The organism is Rhodococcus sp. NCIMB 12038 (assembly GCF_002165735.1).
GTDB lineage: Bacteria > Actinomycetota > Actinomycetes > Mycobacteriales > Mycobacteriaceae > Rhodococcus_F.
The window spans coordinates 33606-49918 of the sequence record NZ_NHML01000012.1 but is presented as its reverse complement, the minus strand read 5'-3'; the positions used below and the strand labels follow the sequence as shown (position 1 = coordinate 49918).

The following is a 16313-nucleotide window of genomic DNA, read 5'->3' as shown; positions in this document are numbered from 1 at the left end:
GTCTGGGCTCTATCTACGACAACAACAACGCATCATGAACCTCCGATGTCGGACCCGCGCTTGTCACCCGACTGTTGTATGAATCAGGAAACCAGGTCATCACCCGGGGCACCCCACCGCGGCGGAGGGTTGCCGGCCAGCTAGCCGGGGCTCGTTGCTGGCACTCATGACCTCTGTCGAATCTTAGCGGCTGGGGTGGAACGACCGGAAACGGCACCGATCAGGCCTGCTAGCAGGCGAAAGTTACCCGCCAGTAGGCGTGGAATTTTGCACCCAGATCTTGCGCGTCCCGGCTATAGCAGTACGCTTGTCTTGTTTAACTGCGGTCTCCCCGGCGGCCGCATCGACCGTCTACGTTTGATAAGCGAACCGTTCGCGGACCCACTCACGAAGTGCGCCCGCAACCGTGTAACCAGGGAATTTTCCTAGGAGGACGCGAAGCACCCATGTCCAAAATCAAGGTTGAGGGCACCGTCGTCGAACTCGACGGCGACGAGATGACACGCATCATCTGGCAGTTCATCAAAGACAAGCTGATCCATCCCTACCTGGATGTGAACCTGGAGTACTACGACCTCGGTATCGAGTACCGGGACGAGACCGACGACCAGGTCACCGTCGACGCGGCCAACGCCATCAAGAAGCACGGCGTCGGCGTCAAGTGCGCGACGATCACCCCGGACGAGGCACGCGTCGAGGAATTCGGCCTCAAGAAGATGTGGCGGTCGCCCAACGGCACCATCCGCAACATCCTCGGTGGCACGATCTTCCGCGCGCCGATCATCATCTCCAACGTTCCGCGACTGGTTCCGGGCTGGACGAAGCCGATCATCATCGGCCGTCACGCCTTCGGCGACCAGTACCGCGCCACCGACTTCAAGGTCCCCGGCCCCGGCAAGGTGATGATCACCTACACGCCCGAGGACGGCAGCGAGCCGATCGAGCACGAATTGGTGAACTTCCCCGAAGGCGGCGGCGTCGTCCAGGGTCAGTACAACTTCACCAAGTCCATCGAGGACTTCGCGCGCGCCTCGCTCAACTACGGCCTGCAGCAGAACTACCCGGTGTACCTGTCGACCAAGAACACCATCCTCAAGGCGTACGACGGCGCGTTCAAGGACATCTTCCAGCACGTCTACGAGACCGAGTTCAAGCCGGAGTTCGACGCGGCCGGACTCACCTACGAGCACCGCCTCATCGATGACATGGTCGCGTCGGCGCTCAAGTGGGAGGGCGGCTACGTCTGGGCCTGCAAGAACTACGACGGCGACGTCCAGTCCGATACCGTGGCGCAGGGCTTCGGATCGCTCGGCCTCATGACCTCCGTGCTGCTGACCCCGGACGGAAAGACGTGTGAGGCCGAGGCCGCGCACGGCACCGTGACGCGTCACTTCCGTCAGCACCAGCAGGGCAAGCCGACGTCCACCAACCCCATCGCGTCGATCTTCGCGTGGACCCGTGGACTCGAGCACCGCGGCAAGCTGGACAACACCCCCGACGTCATCGGCTTCGCTCAGAAGCTCGAAGACGTGGTCATCAAGACCGTCGAGGGTGGCCAGATGACGAAGGACCTCGCGATGCTGGTCGGCGGCGACCAGGGTTACCTGACCACCGAGGAATTCCTCGGTGCGCTGGACATCAACCTCCAGAAGGCCATCGCCGAGCAGTAGGCACTCGCGCCACAGCAGTACGAAACGGGACGCCCCCTCGCCGGGGTGTCCCGTTTCGCGTCTCCGGGACCGGGTGAGTCATCTCACGGCCGCTCGCGGCGCGAAAACCGGAATCCGGGGAAGAGAATTCCGGTGTGGGTCGTTGCGCAACGAGGCGCCGTGCGCCGCGTAGTCGTATTTCTGCCTAGTCGAAAGTTCTGCTGTGAGCACTTCCACCCCGGTCCGTCCCGAGCACCTCGGTGTCATCGCGCAACATCCGTCCGTCCGCAAGCTCGCCATGATCGCGCTCGCGCTCGGCGGCTTCGGGATCGGCACCACCGAGTTCGTGGCGATGGGACTGCTTCCCGAGATGGCGTCGAGCCTCGGGATCACCGAGCCGACGGCCGGGCACGTCATCTCGGCGTACGCCCTGGGTGTGGTGGTGGGGGCGCCGCTCATCGCCGCACTCACCGCGCGGGTGCCCCGCAAGACGCTGCTGATCGCGTTGATGGCGGCGTTCACGATCGGCAACGCCGCCACCGTGTTCGCACCGAACTACGGGGTTCTGATGGCCGCGCGGTTCGTCGCGGGCCTCCCGCACGGCGCGTACTTCGGCGTCGCGGCCCTGGTGGCGGCGCATCTCGCCGAGCGAGGACAGCGGGCCCGGGCGGTCGCGCTCGTCATGATGGGTCTGTCGGTGGCGAACGTCGTCGGCGTGCCCGTCGCCTCGTGGCTGGGTCAGACCCTCGGCTGGCGCAGCGCGTTCGCACTCGTCGCGCTGATCGGTGTCGTGACGCTGGGCGCGATCTGGTCGTGGGTGCCCGCGCTCGCCGCCATGCGGATGACGAATCCCCTCACCGAACTCGGTGCCCTGCGGCGCGCGCAGGTGTGGATGACGCTGATCATCGGCATGGTCGGATTCGGTGGCATGTTCGCGGTCTACACCTACATCAGCACGACCCTCACCGACGTCGCCGGGCTGTCGCGGTCGCTGGTGCCGCTGGCCCTGATGATCTACGGGCTGGGCATGGTCGCGGGCAATCTGATCGGTGGCAGGCTCGCCGACAGGGCCCTGGTTCCCGGTCTGTTCGCCGCGATGACGGCGCTCGGGGTGGTGCTCGGCATCTTCGTGATCGCCTCGCACAACCCGTACACGGCGCTGCTGCTGGTGTTCTTCGTCGGCGCCGCGGGCGCGTCGATGGTTCCCGGACTGCAGACCCGGCTGATGGACGTCGCCGCCGACGCCCAGACCCTCGCCGCGTCGCTCAACCACGCGGCCCTCAATATCGCGAACGCGTTCGGGGCGTGGATCGGTGGCGTCGTCATCGCCGCCGGTTACGGCTACACGGCGCCCGCCGCGGTCGGGGCGCTGCTCGCCGTCGCGGGCCTCGTCGTCCTCACCGTGGCCGTCGCGCTGGAACGCCGCAGCGCCCGTTCGTCTCGGTAGCCGCGCTGTCGTACGCGTCCGCTACGGTGCTTGCCGTGCCACACATCATCACCACCGTCAATGTCAACGGAGTCCGCGCGGCCGCCCGCAAGGGACTCACCGAGTGGATGGAGCGCACGGAGGCCGACGTCGTCTGCCTGCAGGAGACGCGGGCGTCCGACGAGCAGCTCGCCGAGACCCTCGCGCCCGCCCTGGAGGGCGGATGGAACCTGGCGTCGGCGGAACCGTCGTCGAAGGGGCGCAACGGCGTCGCGATCCTGTCCCGGAAGCCGGCCGACGCCGTTCGCGTCGGCCACGGCGACGAGGAGTTCGCGGCCGCGGGCCGCTACATCGAGGCGGACTTCGACGACCTGACCGTGGCGAGTCTGTACCTGCCGTCGGGTGAGGCCCAGACACCCCGGCAGGAGGAGAAGGAGCGGTTCATGGACTCCTTCGCCCGCTACCTCACAGCCACCGCCGCGGCCGCCGTCGCGGCAGGCAGGCACGTCGTGGTCTGCGGTGACTGGAACATCGCCCACACCGAACTCGACCTGAAGAACTGGAAGACGAACAAGAAGAACTCCGGATTCCTGCCCCACGAGCGGGAGTGGATGTCCGCGCTCTTCGCGGAGGACGCGCACTGGTCCGACGTCGTGCGCCTGCTCGAACCGGACGTCGCGGGACCGTATTCGTGGTGGTCGTACCGCGGGAAGGCGTTCGACAACGACTCCGGCTGGCGCATCGACTACCAGATCGCCACCCGCGAACTGGCGGAGCGCGCCAAGCAGGCCGTCGTCGAGCGCGCCGAAACCTACGACCAGCGGTGGTCCGATCACGCGCCGGTCACCGTCCAGTACCGGTGACGGGCGGTATCTGATTCGTGTCGTCACGGCACACGTGAAAAGATCAATACTCATGTCGACCCCTGCAGCTCAGAAACCCACCGCGAAACCGCGGGTGCTCTCCGGCATCCAGCCCACCGCCGACTCGTTCCACCTCGGCAACTTCCTGGGTGCTCTGCAGCAGTGGGTGCCTCTGCAGGACGACTTCGACGCGTTCTACTTCATCCCCGACCTGCACGCGATCACGGTGGCGCAGGACCCGAAGGAACTGCGCCGCCGCACGAAGATCGCGGCGGCACAGTTGCTGGCGCTGGGAATCGATCCCGACCGCGCCACGCTGTTCGTCCAGAGTCAGGTCCCCGAGCACGCGCAGCTGGCGTGGGTTCTCAACTGCATCACCGGTTTCGGTGAGGCCAGCCGAATGACGCAGTTCAAGGACAAGTCGTCGAAGCAGGGCAGTGAGAACGCCAGTGTCGGCTTGTTCACGTATCCGGTGCTGATGGCCGCCGACATCCTGCTGTACCGCCCGCAGCGGGTTCCCGTCGGTGAGGACCAGCGTCAGCACCTCGAACTGGCCCGCGACCTCGCCCAGCGGTTCAACACCCGGTTCGGGAAGGCGTTCGTCATTCCCGAGGCCCAGATCATCAAGGGCACCGCCAAGATCTACGACCTGCAGGATCCGACGTCGAAGATGAGCAAGTCCGGTCCGAGCCCGGCCGGCCTGATCAACCTGCTCGACGACCCCAAGGTGTCGGCGAAGAAGATCAAGTCCGCGGTCACCGACAACGAGCGGGAGATCCGGTACGACCCGCAGGCCAAGCCCGGTGTGAGCAACCTGCTCACCATCCAGTCGGCGTTGTCCGGCACCCCCGTCGAGACGTTGGTCGCCGGGTACGAGGGCAAGGGCTACGGCGACCTGAAAACCGATACGGCCGACGTTCTCGCCGAATTCGTGACACCGTTGAAAGCGAAAGTGGAGGGGTACCTCTCGGACGAGGCGGAACTCGATCGGGTCATCGCGGCCGGTGCCCACCGTGCCCGTGAAGTGTCGTCGCAGACGTTGGCGGCCGTGTACGAGAAGGTAGGGTTTTTGACACCGAAGGGATAGCACTGTGGCTGACGAACCGAGTTTTCTCGACAAGCAGCGGGCAGCGCGCCCCTGGTTCGACCATCTGATGCGGGCCGCTCAGCGGTACCAGAATCAGAAGGGTGACTACTACGCGGCGGGTATCACGTATTTCAGTGTGCTCGCACTGATTCCGATCCTGATGGTCGCGTTCGCCGTCGCCGGTTTCGTGCTTGCCGGGCAGCCGCAGTTGCTGCAGGAACTGCAGGACGGCATCACGAAGAACGTGCCCGGAAGTCTCGGTGACACGCTCAACACCATCATCGATTCGGCGATCGCGTCCCGCGCCAGCGTCGGTATCCTCGGTCTGCTCGGCGCCGCCTACGCCGGTCTGGGGTGGATGGCGAACCTGCGTGACGCGCTCACGGCGATGTGGGAGAGCCAGCGCGAGTCGAAGGGATTCGTGCGCACCAAGCTGGGCGACGCGGGTGCTCTGCTCGGGCTGGGCCTGGCGATGATCGTCTCGATCGGATCGTCCGCGCTGAGCAGCGGTCCGGTGGCCCGCACGGTGGTCGAGGTGCTCAACCTCGACGAGGTGACCGGCGTCGACGCCGGACTGCGCGCACTGTCGACCGTGCTCTCGCTGGTCGCGACGTGGGCGGTGTTCGCCTGGGTGATCGCCCGGCTGCCCCGGGAGCCCGTGACGTTCCGCAGTGCGATCAAGGCGGCCCTGCTCGCGGCCGTGGTGTTCGAGATCTTCAAGCAGGTCGGCGCCATCTATCTCACGGCGGTCACCGCCGGTCCGGCAGGAGTGGCGTTCGGCCCGATCATCGGTCTGCTCGTGTTCATCTACCTGACCTGCCGGATGCTGCTCTTCTCGACGGCGTGGGCCGCGACCACCAGGGCCAGCATGGCGCTCGCGTTCGTGCCGCCACCGGATCCCGCCGTCATCACGCCGCGGATCGAGGTCCACGAGGGTCCGGGGGTGCGTGGGGGACTCGCCCTGGTCGGTGTGGGTGCCCTCGCCGCGCTCGGCTTGTCCGGACTGTTCACCCGCAGCAAGCGCTGATCGGGGAGCGTCAGCGCCTGCGGGACAGCCGGCGTGCGCAGAGCACCAGCACGACGACGATGGCCGCCCCGACGATCCCCACGCCCGCCCGCAGGGCCAGCGTGTGGTCGGGGTGGTCGGAACCGGAGGCGACGACGGAACTCGTGGCGGCGGCCGAATCCTGTTGCGGCGGTGCGGCAAGGACCGCGTCCGACCCGTCCTCGGCCGGGTACAGGTCCTCGAGCGACCCCACCCGGGCGTCGCGGTCGAGGGCGAACCCGTAGTCCAGCAGTCGCGCCGCCTGTTCCCAGGTTCGGATCGGCTGCGCCTCGGCTCCCATCAGTGTCACCATCAGGCGGCGGCCGTCGTGGTCGGCGCCGCCGACGTACGTGTGGCGGGCGTCGTCGGTGAATCCGGTCTTGCCGCCCAGCGCACCCGGGTAGTTGTAGAGCAGTTGGTTGTCGTTGGCGAGTGCGAACGGCGGCCGGTCCTGGTCTTCCGGGATCGCGGGATCCTTCGGGAAGCCCGGGAACTGAACGGTTTCCGTGGAGATCAGCTCCGCGAACGTCGGGTTCTTCATCGCGTTGTGGAAGATCAGCGCGAGGTCGAACGGCGAACTGCTCATGCCGGGCCCGTCGAGTCCGGACGGGGTCGCGGTCCTCGTGTCGTGAGCGCCGAGGTTGTCGGCGAGACGGTTCATCTTCTCGACCGTCGCGGCGTCGCCGCCGAGTTGCCGGGCGAGGAGGTGGGCGGCGTCGTTCCCCGACGCCATCACGAGGCCCTGCATCAGCTGCCGGTTCGTGTACTGACCGTTCTTGCCGATCCCGACCGCGCTGCCCTCCACGGCGGCGTCCTCGGCGGTGGCGGTCACGGTCTTGTCGAGATCCAGTTCGTCCAGCGCCACGAGCGCGAGCAGCATCTTGATGGTGCTGGCCGGCCGGTACCGGCCGTGCGGGTCCTTCGCCGCGAGCACGTCGCCGGTGTCGATGTCGGCCAGCACCCAGCCGGACGCCGCGATGTCGGCGGGCAGCGCGGGGGCGCCGTCGGGAAGCGTCACCCCGCATTCGGCGAGTTTCGGCCCGCCCACCGGCTCGTCGGGCACGGACACGGCGGTCGGTGCCGGATCACCGGGCTGCGGCACCTCGGACAGGTCGATCGCGGGGGCCGGCGCCGAGCGGTGCGGGCAGTCGTCGGTGTTGGGGGTGGTGAACGGCGCCGAGGTGGGGGAGGGGGGGACCGGGGGCGGGATCGCCCCGGCAGCGCTCACCGAGAGTCCGGCCAGCAGGGTTCCGGACACTACCGCGGTACACACTCGACGCCACATCATCGAAGAGGCAGCGTATGCGATGACCGGGCCGGTTCCGAAAACGGACGCGCGTCGACACGCATTCGTGACGTCCGTGCCCCGTGCCGAGGCGCGGACGGCCGGGTCAGATGAAACCCATGCCCCGGACGGCGTCGCGTTCGGATTCGAGTTCGGCCACCGACGCGTCGATCCGCTTCCGCGAGAAGTCGTCGATCTCCAGCCCCTCCACGACCTGCCAGACCCCGTCGACCGAGCGGACCGGGAACGAGCTCACGAGCCCCTCCGGCACTCCGTAGGCGCCGGTGGAGGGCAGCGCCACGGACGTCCAGTCGTCGTCGGGGGTGCCGAGCACCCAGTCGTGCACGTGGTCGATCGCGGCGTTGGCTGCGGAGGCCGCGGACGATGCGCCGCGGGCCTCGATGATCGCGCTGCCCCGGTTCGCGACGGTGGGAATGAAATCGCCGGTGAGCCATTCGCGGTCCGCGGCGAACTCGGCGCCGGACCGGTCCCCGACCCGCGCGTGGAAGATGTCCGGGTACTGGGTGCTCGAGTGGTTGCCCCAGATCGTGACCCGGCTGATGTCCTTCACCGCGGCGCCGGAGTGCCGTGCCAGCTGGGCGATCGCGCGGTTGTGGTCGAGCCGGGTCAGTGCCGTGAACCGCTCCGCGGGCACGTCGGGGGCGTTGTTCGCGGCGACCAGCGCATTGGTGTTGGCCGGGTTGCCCACGACCAGCACCCGGACGCCCTCCGCGGCAACCTGATTGATCGCGCGACCCTGCACGGTGAAGATCTGCCCGTTCGCGGCCAGCAGGTCGCCGCGCTCCATCCCCTTGGACCGGGGACGTGATCCGATGAGCAGGGCCACGTCGGTGCCGTCGAAACCCCGCTTCGGGTCGTCGTGGACCTCGACGTCGCGAAGGAGAGGGAAGGCGCTGTCGTCGAGTTCCATCGCGGTGCCTTCGGCCGCGGACACGGCGGACGGAATTTCCAAGAGCCGCAGTCGAATCGGGGTGTCGGGGCCGAGCATCGCGCCCGCGGCGATCCGGAACAGCGCCGCGTAACCGATACTGCCTGCCGCTCCGGTGACCGTGACCACCGCGGGAGTGGGCGACTGCGTCATGTGTGAACCTCGCTCTTCGTCGGGAGCATCCGTTCTCGACACTAGCGCGGAGATCTCACCGTGGAACGGATCGGACGGTGAGCTTGGACACGACGCAGGGCGCCCCCGGCCGAAGTGGCCGGGGGCGCCCTGGAACGTGCTCGGACGACCTGGGGTCAGCGTGCGAAGAGCAGCGCGCGCTTGACTTCCTGGATCGCCTTCGTCACCTGGATGCCGCGGGGGCACGCGTCGGTGCAGTTGAACGTGGTCCGGCAACGCCAGACGCCGTCCTTGTCGTTGAGGATGTCGAGACGCTCCGACGCACCCTCGTCACGGCTGTCGAAGATGAAGCGGTGCGCGTTGACGATGGCAGCGGGACCGAAGTAGCTGCCGTCGCTCCAGTACACCGGGCACGACGTGGTGCAGCAGGCACACAGGATGCACTTCGTGGTGTCGTCGAAACGGGCCCGGTCGTGCTGCGACTGGATGCGCTCACGGGTGGGCTCGTTGCCGGTGGTGATGAGGAACGGCTTCACGGCGCGGAACGCGTCGAAGAAGGGCTCCATGTCGACGACGAGGTCCTTCTCCACCGGCAGGCCCTTGATGGGCTCGACGGTGATCGTGACCGGCTTGCCGTCCTTGGGCAGCATGTCCTTCATGAGGAGCTTGCAGGCCAGACGGTTGACTCCGTTGATCCGCATCGCGTCCGAACCGCACACGCCGTGGGCGCAGCTGCGGCGGAACGTCAGGGTGCCGTCGAGGTAGCCCTTCACGTACAGGAGCAGGTTCAGCATGCGGTCCGTCGGCAGCGCCGGAACCTGGAAGCTGTCCCAGTGCTGGCCCTCGCCGGACTCCGGGTTCATCCGCGCGATCTTGAGGGTGACCATGACGGCGCCCTCGGGAACGGGAGGGAGATCCGACTTGTTCTCGCTCTTGTCGACTGCAGGTGCGCTCATCAGTACTTACGCTCCATCGGCTCGTAGCGGGTCTGGACTACCGGCTTGTAGTCGAGACGGATGTCGGAGAGCAGGCCGTCGCCCTCCTTGTATGCCATCGTGTGCTTCATGTACTCGGCGTCGTTGCGGTCCGGGAAGTCCTCGCGGGCGTGGCCGCCGCGCGATTCCTTGCGGTTGAGCGCGCCGACGACGGTGACCTCCGCCATTTCGAGGAGGAAGCCGAGCTCGACGGCCTCGAGCAGGTCGCTGTTGTAGCGCTTGCCCTTGTCCTGCACCGTGATGTGGTTGTAGCGCTCCTTCAGTGCGCGCACGTCCTTGAGTGCCTGGGTGAGGCGCTCTTCCGTGCGGAACACCGAGGCGTTGTTGTCCATCGACTGCTGCAGCTCGCTGCGGATGTCCGCGACCCGCTCGTGACCGTGGTCCGACAGGATGGTTTCCATCCACTCGTCGACCATCTTCTCGGGCGTCTCCGGCAGGGCGATGAACTCGCTGTTGTTGGCGTGCTCGGCGGCGGCGATGCCGGCGCGGCGTCCGAAGACGTTGATGTCGAGCAGCGAGTTGGTGCCGAGACGGTTCGCGCCGTGGACGGAGACGCAGGCGCACTCGCCGGCGGCGTACAGGCCCTGGACGATCTCGTCGTTGTTGCGGAGGACCTCACCGTTGATCCTGGTGGGGATGCCGCCCATGACGTAGTGGCAGGTGGGGTACACCGGCACGGGTTCCTTGACCGGGTCCACACCGAGGTAGGTGCGGGAGAACTCCATGATGTCGGGGAGCTTCTCGTCGAGGACTTCCTCGGGGATGTGGGTCACGTCGATGTAGACGTAATCCTTGTTCGGTCCCGCGCCGCGTCCCTCGAGCACCTCGAGAACCATCGACCGCGCCACGATGTCACGGGGTGCGAGGTCCTTGATGGTGGGGGCGTAGCGCTCCATGAACCGCTCGCCGTCGGCGTTGCGGAGGATTCCGCCCTCACCGCGCACGGCCTCGGAGATGAGGATGCCGAGCCCGGCCAGGCCTGTCGGATGGAACTGGTGGAACTCCATGTCCTCCAGCGGGAGGCCCTTGCGGAAGATGATGCCCATGCCGTCGCCGGTGAGGGTGTGCGCGTTGGACGTCGTCTTGTACATGCGTCCCGAGCCGCCGGTGGCGAACACGATGGACTTCGCGTGGAAGACGTGGATCTCGCCGGTGGCCAGCTCGTAGGCGATGACACCGGTGGCGACGGGACCGTTCTCCGTCTCGGTGATCGCGATGTCGAGGGCGTAGAACTCGTTGAAGAACTCCACGTCGTGCTTGACGCAGTTCTGGTAGAGCGTCTGCAGGATCATGTGACCGGTGCGGTCCGCGGCATAACATGCGCGGCGCACGGGGGCCTTACCGTGATCGCGGGTGTGACCACCGAAACGACGCTGGTCGATCTTGCCCTCGGGCGTGCGGTTGAACGGCAGACCCATCTTCTCGAGGTCGAGCACCGCGTCGATGGCCTCCTTGGCCATGATCTCGACGGCGTCCTGGTCGGCGAGGTAGTCGCCGCCCTTGACCGTGTCGAAGGTGTGCCACTCCCAGTTGTCTTCCTCCACGTTCGCCAGCGCGGCGCACATGCCGCCCTGGGCCGCGCCGGTGTGGCTGCGGGTGGGGTAGAGCTTGGTCAGTACCGCGGTGCGGGCGCGGGGACCGGCCTCGATCGCTGCGCGCATGCCGGCGCCGCCGGCACCGACGATGACCACGTCATAACGGTGTTCCTGCATGAAGTCTGTGCTCCCCTAGCTCGCCGAGATATTGGGGTCGAAGGTGAAGATGACGTACGTGCCGAGGCCCATGATCAGGATCATCGAGAGAACGAGGATCGTGGTCAGCCAGAAGCGCGTGGAGTCCTTGCGGGAGTAGTCCGCGATGACCGTGCGGAGTCCGTTTCCGCCGTGCAGCTGGGCAAGCCACAGCATGGTGAGGTCCCAGAACTGCCAGAACGGGCTGGACCAGCGGCCTGCGACGAACGCGAAGTTGATGCGGTGCACACCGTCGTCGAGCATCAGCATGATGAAGAGGTGGCCGAGCACGAGGAAGATCAGTGCGAGACCGGAGAACCGCATGAACAGCCAGGCGTACAGCTCGAAGTTGTTCTTCGAGGTCCGGCGCGGAGAGCGCGGGTTGTCCAGGCTGGCGGGACGGTCGTAGGTCTTGCCGAGACTCTTGGCTTCTGTCGTCATGTCAGTGCCCCGCAAACATGTTGTAGAAGATGCGGCCTGCGCCCGGGATCATCACCAGGAACCAGATCGCGAGGATTACCCAGAGCATCAGGCGCTGGTACTGCGGTCCCTTGGACCAGAAATCCACCAGCATCACCCGGACACCGTTCAGTGCGTGGTACAGCACCGCGGCGACGAGAGCGAGCTCCATGAGCCCGACGATCGGGTTCTTGTAGGTCTCGATGACACTGTCGTACGTGTCGGGATTCACCCGCACGAGCGCGGTGTCCAGCACGTGCACGAATAGGAAGAAGAACGTCATTACGCCTGTGATCCGGTGCAAAACCCAGGACCACATTCCGGGGTCGCCCCGGTAAAGCGACCGTGTGCGCTCCTTGGCCGGAGCGGCTTCAGTCGTAGTACTCATCGAGTGCTGTGCCTCCAACGTCATTGGTGGACGTGTCGAGTCTGCGCAGCGTTGCGGACATACCACAACTGGGGACCCGACGTGTTCCTGAACCGACTTCTCTGAACTCTAAACCCAACAGAAACGCGGGAACTAATTCGAGTCGGGGTTCGTACCGCCCCTGCAAATGAACTTAGGTTTGCCTCTCCAATACGGATCGGGTCGTCCCGGGCGATTCTCTGCATCCATTCAGCCCACGTGATTGGATGGGTAACCATGGTCGAGATCGATTGGAAACTGTTGCGCGCCAACGCGCATGAGGTGATGGAGAGGGCCTACGCGCCCTACTCCGGGTTCGCGGTGGGGTCGGCGGCGCTGGTGGACGATGGACGAATCGTCGTCGGATGCAATGTGGAAAATGTCTCATACGGTTTGGGGCTCTGCGCCGAGTGCGTACTGGTCGGTAACTTGTTTGCGGGCGGCGGCGGGCGATTAATCGCCTTCACCTGCTGTGACGCGAGTGGCGACATACTCATGCCGTGCGGACGCTGCCGGCAGATTCTCTTCGAGCACGGCGGCCCCGGACTGCTCGTCGACCACCGGGCCGGCGTGCGCCCATTGGAACAGCTGCTGCCGGACGCTTTCGGTCCGGAGGAGAAGGGGAGAATCAGCCATGCATGACGCCTCGTCGATCATCGCCGCCAAGCGCGACGGCCGAGAATTGTCCGGTGCAGAGATCGACTGGGTGGTGGAGGCATTCACCCGGGGTGTCGTGGCCGACGAGCAGATGTCGGCTCTGGCGATGGCGATCTTCTTTCGCGGGATGACGCGCGACGAGGTGAGCCGCTGGACCACGGCGATGATCTCGTCCGGTCACCGCCTCGACTTCACCCACCTCGGCCGCCCCACCGTGGACAAGCACTCGACGGGTGGTGTGGGCGACAAGATCACGCTCCCGCTCGCACCACTGGTCGCCGCGTGCGGCGCCGCGGTCCCGCAGCTGTCGGGACGCGGACTGGGCCACACCGGCGGAACCCTCGACAAGCTCGAGTCGATCCCGGGCTGGCGCGCCGACCTCGACACGTCGGAGATGGCCGAGATCCTGTCCGACCCCGAGGTCGGCGCCGTCGTGTGCGCCGCAAGCTCCGACCTGGCCCCGGCGGACCGGCGGTTGTACGCACTGCGGGACGTCACCGGGACCGTCGAGTCGATTCCCCTGATCGCCAGTTCGATCATGAGCAAGAAGATCGCGGAGGGCACCGGCGCACTGGTCCTCGACGTGAAGGTCGGTTCGGGCGCGTTCATGAAAAAGCTCGACGACGCACGCGAACTGGCCCAGACGATGGTCGACCTCGGGAACGACGCCGGGGTGCGGACGATGGCACTGCTCACGGCGATGGACGCGCCCCTCGGCCACACCGCCGGCAATGCGCTGGAGGTGCGCGAATCGCTGGAGGTGCTCGCCGGGGGCGGCCCGTCCGACGTCGTGGAACTGACCCTCGAACTCGCGCGAGAAATGTTGAAGGCAGCCGGAATCGACGGCGTCGACCCGGCCGACAAGCTGCGGGACGGCTCCGCCATGGACCGCTGGCGGAGAATGATCGCCGCCCAGGGCGGCGACCCCTACGCCGCGCTGCCGACGGCCCGGCACACCGAGGTGCTGCTCTCCGAGTCGGACGGTGTGGTGTGCGGCCTCGACGCCATGGCAGTCGGGCTCGCCGCCTGGCGGCTCGGCGCGGGCCGCACCCGGCAGGGTGAACCGGTGCAGGCGGGGGCCGGCATCGAACTGCACGCGAAGCCGGGGGAGACGGTGTCGGTCGGCACCCCGCTCGTCACGCTGCACACCGACACGCCCGAACGGTTCGCCGCGGCGAAAGCCGCACTTTCCGAAGCCTGGACCGTCGTGGCCGACGCGCCGCCGGTGATCACACCGCTCGTCATCGAGCGGATTGAGGATCCCTCACGCTAACGTCGTCCCATGACCGCACTGGATCTGTCGGCCCTGCGCCGAGCGCCGAAGGTGTTGCTGCACGACCATCTCGACGGAGGTCTCCGGCCCGAGACGGTTCTCGAACTCGCCCGCGACTGCGGCTACGACGCGCTGCCCGCCGACACCGCGCCCGCACTCGCCACGTGGTTCCGGGAGGCAGCGGACAGCGGTTCGCTCGAGCGGTATCTCGAGACGTTCGCCCACACCGTCGCCGTCATGCAGACACGGGCCGGGCTCGAACGCGTCGCCCGGGAATGCGCCGAGGACCTCGCCGACGACGGCGTGGTCTACGCCGAGGTCCGGTTCGCCCCGGAACAGCACCTCGAAGAGGGGTTGACCCTGGACGAGGTGGTGGAACAGGTCCTGCTCGGATTCGAGGCCGGGGAGTCCGCGGCGGAGGTGCGCGGCCAGAACATCCGGATCGGCGTCCTGCTCACCGCGATGCGGCACGCGGCACGGTCCCGGGAGATCGCGGAACTGGCGATCCGATTCCGGGACCGCGGCGTCGTCGGATTCGACATCGCAGGCGCCGAGGCCGGCAATCCGCCCAGCCGCCACCTCGACGCCTTCGAGTACATGCGGGGCAGCAATGCCCACTTCACCATTCACGCGGGTGAGGCGTTCGGCCTGCCGTCCATTCACGAGGCCATCGCGTTCTGCGGCACGGACCGCCTCGGTCACGGAGTCCGGATCACCGATGACATCACGATCGGCGACGACGGCGTCCCGGTGCTCGGCAAGCTGGCGAACTATGTGCGGGACAAGAGGATTCCCCTCGAACTGTGTCCGAGCTCCAACGTTCAGACCGGGGCCGTGGACGCGCTCGAGAACCATCCGTTCGATCTGCTCGCCCGGTTGCGGTTCCGCGTCACCGTCAACACCGACAACCGGCTGATGAGCGACACCAGCATGAGTCAGGAGATGCTCCGCCTGGTCGAGACGTTCGGCTACGGCTGGACGGATCTCGAGCGCTACACCATCAATGCGATGAAGTCGGCCTTCATCCCGTTCGATCAGCGGCTGCAGCTGATCGACGAGGTGATCAAGCCGGGATTCGCCGTGCTGGTGGGCTGACCGCCTGTCAGACCTTCCGCAGGCGGGCCTCGAACTCCCGCTCGAGCTTCCGCCACGCCTCGGCCTCCGCGTCGAAGGGCGCGCTCGGCGCCATCCGCGTCGGGTCCGGGTTGAGGACGAACGAGACGTACCAGCCCAGCGGGTCGGACGACACGAGCGCGGTCTCCACCGAATCGTCGTCGGCGAAATCGGCTGCATCGGTGAACAATTCGACGGCGAGGTCCAGTTGGTCCGCGTCGACCGACTCCGGGCCTGCGGCCAGGTCGTCGGCGAGACCGGGCAGAACGTACACGTTCTCGTCGGTGACCTCGACCTCGAGCGACCCGTCGACGGCCGCCACCTGGATCTCCTCGTACGTGCTGACCTGCGCGAGGGCGTGCTCGTGGTTGTCGGCGAGGTACCGGGCAAGTGCCCGCTCGGACGTGAACACGAAGATCGCGCCGTCGCGCCCGAGGAAGATCGCCTCGTCGTCGAGGTAGCACCGGAGTGTGAAGTACGTCTCCCCGGACGTGATGATCTTGACGGGGTCGACACCCACCGCACCCCAGAACGAGTCGTCTTCTTCTTCCTCGTCGTCCACGGTGTTCAGGTCGAGCGCGACGAACTCCTCGTCTTCCTCGGCCTCCTCGGCGACGTCGTCCACGTCGACAGTGTTCTCGTCGGCGGCCACCAGTTCGGCCTCGGCCACGGCTACCGCCTCGGCGTCCACCTCGGGGGTGGCGACGATGTTGTCGACGGCGTCGAGAACGTCATCCCAGCCCTTCGCGATCGCGGTGCCGATCTGCGCCCACAGTTCCTCGCCCTCGCGTCCCTCGAATGCGCTGGCGCCTGCGGGGAGCGCGCCGAGAATGGGGTTCGCGCTGAAGAATTTGGTGATCACGTCCAGTTCGCAGACTTCACCGATGTTGCGCACCATGTTGAGCGTGTCTTCGAGTTCGCTCACGACGACGGCGTCGGGGTCGCTCGCCGCCAGCTCGGGCACACCGATCAGGTCGAAGCAGAAGTTCTCGTCGGGCTCGAGCTCGGCAGCGGAGAGCCCTGACACCACACCCCACGCGGGGTGCTCGACGAGGTCGTTGTCGGTATTGGTGCGGATGAAGGCAGCGAGTTCTGCCACTGATTCGAACCCGTACAGGTCTTCCTCGTGACCAAGGAATGCTTCCCACTCGTCGTCGCCCTCACGCCACCGTGGTGCCCACAGTGTCACGAGGTCGCCGTCGGTGAGACCGAGTTCGATCGGGACGATGTCTCCAGCCATGGCG

15 protein-coding genes and 1 riboswitch are annotated in these 16313 nt (G+C 66.8%); of the genes, 8 read left to right on the top strand and 7 right to left on the bottom strand.

Annotated elements, in window-relative coordinates; translation table 11 throughout:
- Positions 1–51: 51 nt before the first annotated feature.
- Positions 52–172: riboswitch (SAM riboswitch) on the bottom strand.
- Between the two features lie 274 nt (positions 173–446).
- From CA951_RS19395 to yhjD, 5 genes are all read left to right on the top strand, one after another.
- Positions 447–1670 carry an NADP-dependent isocitrate dehydrogenase gene (locus CA951_RS19395; protein WP_005560536.1) on the top strand — a complete coding sequence of 408 codons (1224 nt, stop codon included), beginning with the start codon at positions 447–449 and terminating at the stop codon, positions 1668–1670.
- A 202-nt stretch (positions 1671–1872) separates the two neighbouring features.
- The gene (locus CA951_RS19390; RefSeq protein ID WP_179220246.1) at positions 1873–3096 is read left to right on the top strand and encodes an MFS transporter; all 1224 of its coding nucleotides are present in this window, start codon (positions 1873–1875) and stop codon (positions 3094–3096) included.
- A gap of 35 nt (positions 3097–3131) precedes the next feature.
- Entirely contained in the window at positions 3132–3938 is an 807-nt protein-coding gene (locus tag CA951_RS19385; RefSeq protein WP_087558550.1) for an exodeoxyribonuclease III, read from the top strand.
- Between the two features lie 52 nt (positions 3939–3990).
- Positions 3991–5025: a tryptophan--tRNA ligase gene (trpS, locus tag CA951_RS19380; protein ID WP_087558392.1), complete on the top strand. Its 1035-nt coding sequence runs from the start codon at positions 3991–3993 to the stop codon at positions 5023–5025.
- A gap of 4 nt (positions 5026–5029) precedes the next feature.
- Entirely contained in the window at positions 5030–6052 is a 1023-nt protein-coding gene (gene yhjD, locus CA951_RS19375) for an inner membrane protein YhjD (RefSeq protein WP_087558391.1), read from the top strand.
- Positions 6053–6062: 10 nt separating this feature from the next.
- On the opposite strand, the gene CA951_RS19370 is transcribed toward yhjD, so the two are convergent.
- The 6 genes from CA951_RS19370 to sdhC all read right to left on the bottom strand — a co-directional run bounded on the left by CA951_RS19370 (position 6063) and on the right by sdhC (position 12008).
- Positions 6063–7343 (bottom strand): D-alanyl-D-alanine carboxypeptidase family protein, encoded by a 1281-nt coding sequence (locus CA951_RS19370; RefSeq protein WP_087558390.1) that lies wholly within the window; start codon positions 7341–7343, stop codon positions 6063–6065.
- A 118-nt stretch (positions 7344–7461) separates the two neighbouring features.
- Positions 7462–8457: a malate dehydrogenase gene (locus CA951_RS19365; protein WP_087558389.1), complete on the bottom strand. Its 996-nt coding sequence runs from the start codon at positions 8455–8457 to the stop codon at positions 7462–7464.
- A gap of 155 nt (positions 8458–8612) precedes the next feature.
- Complete coding sequence (locus CA951_RS19360) at positions 8613–9392, bottom strand: succinate dehydrogenase iron-sulfur subunit (RefSeq protein ID WP_005256985.1); 780 nt, start codon at positions 9390–9392, stop codon at positions 8613–8615.
- Entirely contained in the window at positions 9392–11143 is a 1752-nt protein-coding gene (gene sdhA / locus CA951_RS19355; RefSeq protein WP_087558388.1) for a succinate dehydrogenase flavoprotein subunit, read from the bottom strand. The genes CA951_RS19360 and sdhA overlap by 1 nt, the downstream gene beginning before the upstream one ends.
- Before the next feature lie 15 nt (positions 11144–11158).
- Complete coding sequence (locus CA951_RS19350) at positions 11159–11602, bottom strand: succinate dehydrogenase hydrophobic membrane anchor subunit (protein WP_005239887.1); 444 nt, start codon at positions 11600–11602, stop codon at positions 11159–11161.
- Between the two features lies 1 nt (position 11603).
- Positions 11604–12008 carry a succinate dehydrogenase, cytochrome b556 subunit gene (sdhC, locus tag CA951_RS19345; RefSeq protein ID WP_005239889.1) on the bottom strand — a complete coding sequence of 135 codons (405 nt, stop codon included), beginning with the start codon at positions 12006–12008 and terminating at the stop codon, positions 11604–11606.
- Positions 12009–12263: 255 nt separating this feature from the next.
- Here sdhC and CA951_RS19340 point away from each other — a divergent pair, with 255 nt between their 5' ends.
- The 3 genes from CA951_RS19340 to CA951_RS19330 are packed head-to-tail and all read left to right on the top strand — an operon-like array spanning position 12264 to position 15051.
- A complete protein-coding gene (locus tag CA951_RS19340) occupies positions 12264–12668 on the top strand; it encodes a cytidine deaminase (RefSeq protein WP_087558387.1) in 405 nt (134 codons plus the stop codon).
- On the top strand, positions 12661–13956 hold the full coding sequence (locus tag CA951_RS19335; RefSeq protein ID WP_087558386.1) for a thymidine phosphorylase: 1296 nt from the start codon (positions 12661–12663) through the stop codon (positions 13954–13956). Before CA951_RS19340 ends, CA951_RS19335 begins: the two co-directional genes overlap by 8 nt.
- A 9-nt stretch (positions 13957–13965) precedes the next feature.
- Entirely contained in the window at positions 13966–15051 is a 1086-nt protein-coding gene (locus CA951_RS19330; RefSeq protein WP_087558385.1) for an adenosine deaminase, read from the top strand.
- A 7-nt stretch (positions 15052–15058) separates the two neighbouring features.
- Here the strand turns inward: CA951_RS19330 and CA951_RS19325 are convergent, their stop codons facing one another.
- Positions 15059–16309, bottom strand: a complete 1251-nt coding sequence (locus tag CA951_RS19325) for a primosomal protein (protein WP_087558384.1) — start codon at positions 16307–16309, stop codon at positions 15059–15061.
- Positions 16310–16313 lie beyond the last annotated feature (4 nt).

Excerpts from the sequence above, each read along its gene's own strand:
- CA951_RS19335 (WP_087558386.1), top strand. The coding sequence starts at position 12,661 with ATGCATGACGCCTCGTCGATCATCGCCGCCAAGCGCGACGGCCGAGAA.
- sdhA (WP_087558388.1), bottom strand. The coding sequence starts at position 11,143 with ATGCAGGAACACCGTTATGACGTGGTCATCGTCGGTGCCGGCGGCGCC.
- CA951_RS19330 (WP_087558385.1), top strand. The coding sequence starts at position 13,966 with ATGACCGCACTGGATCTGTCGGCCCTGCGCCGAGCGCCGAAGGTGTTG.
- trpS (WP_087558392.1), top strand. The coding sequence starts at position 3,991 with ATGTCGACCCCTGCAGCTCAGAAACCCACCGCGAAACCGCGGGTGCTC.
- CA951_RS19360 (WP_005256985.1), bottom strand. The coding sequence starts at position 9,392 with ATGAGCGCACCTGCAGTCGACAAGAGCGAGAACAAGTCGGATCTCCCT.
- CA951_RS19365 (WP_087558389.1), bottom strand. The coding sequence starts at position 8,457 with ATGACGCAGTCGCCCACTCCCGCGGTGGTCACGGTCACCGGAGCGGCA.
- sdhC (WP_005239889.1), bottom strand. The coding sequence starts at position 12,008 with ATGAGTACTACGACTGAAGCCGCTCCGGCCAAGGAGCGCACACGGTCG.
- CA951_RS19325 (WP_087558384.1), bottom strand. The coding sequence starts at position 16,309 with ATGGCTGGAGACATCGTCCCGATCGAACTCGGTCTCACCGACGGCGAC.
- CA951_RS19340 (WP_087558387.1), top strand. The coding sequence starts at position 12,264 with ATGGTCGAGATCGATTGGAAACTGTTGCGCGCCAACGCGCATGAGGTG.
- CA951_RS19395 (WP_005560536.1), top strand. The coding sequence starts at position 447 with ATGTCCAAAATCAAGGTTGAGGGCACCGTCGTCGAACTCGACGGCGAC.
- CA951_RS19350 (WP_005239887.1), bottom strand. The coding sequence starts at position 11,602 with ATGACGACAGAAGCCAAGAGTCTCGGCAAGACCTACGACCGTCCCGCC.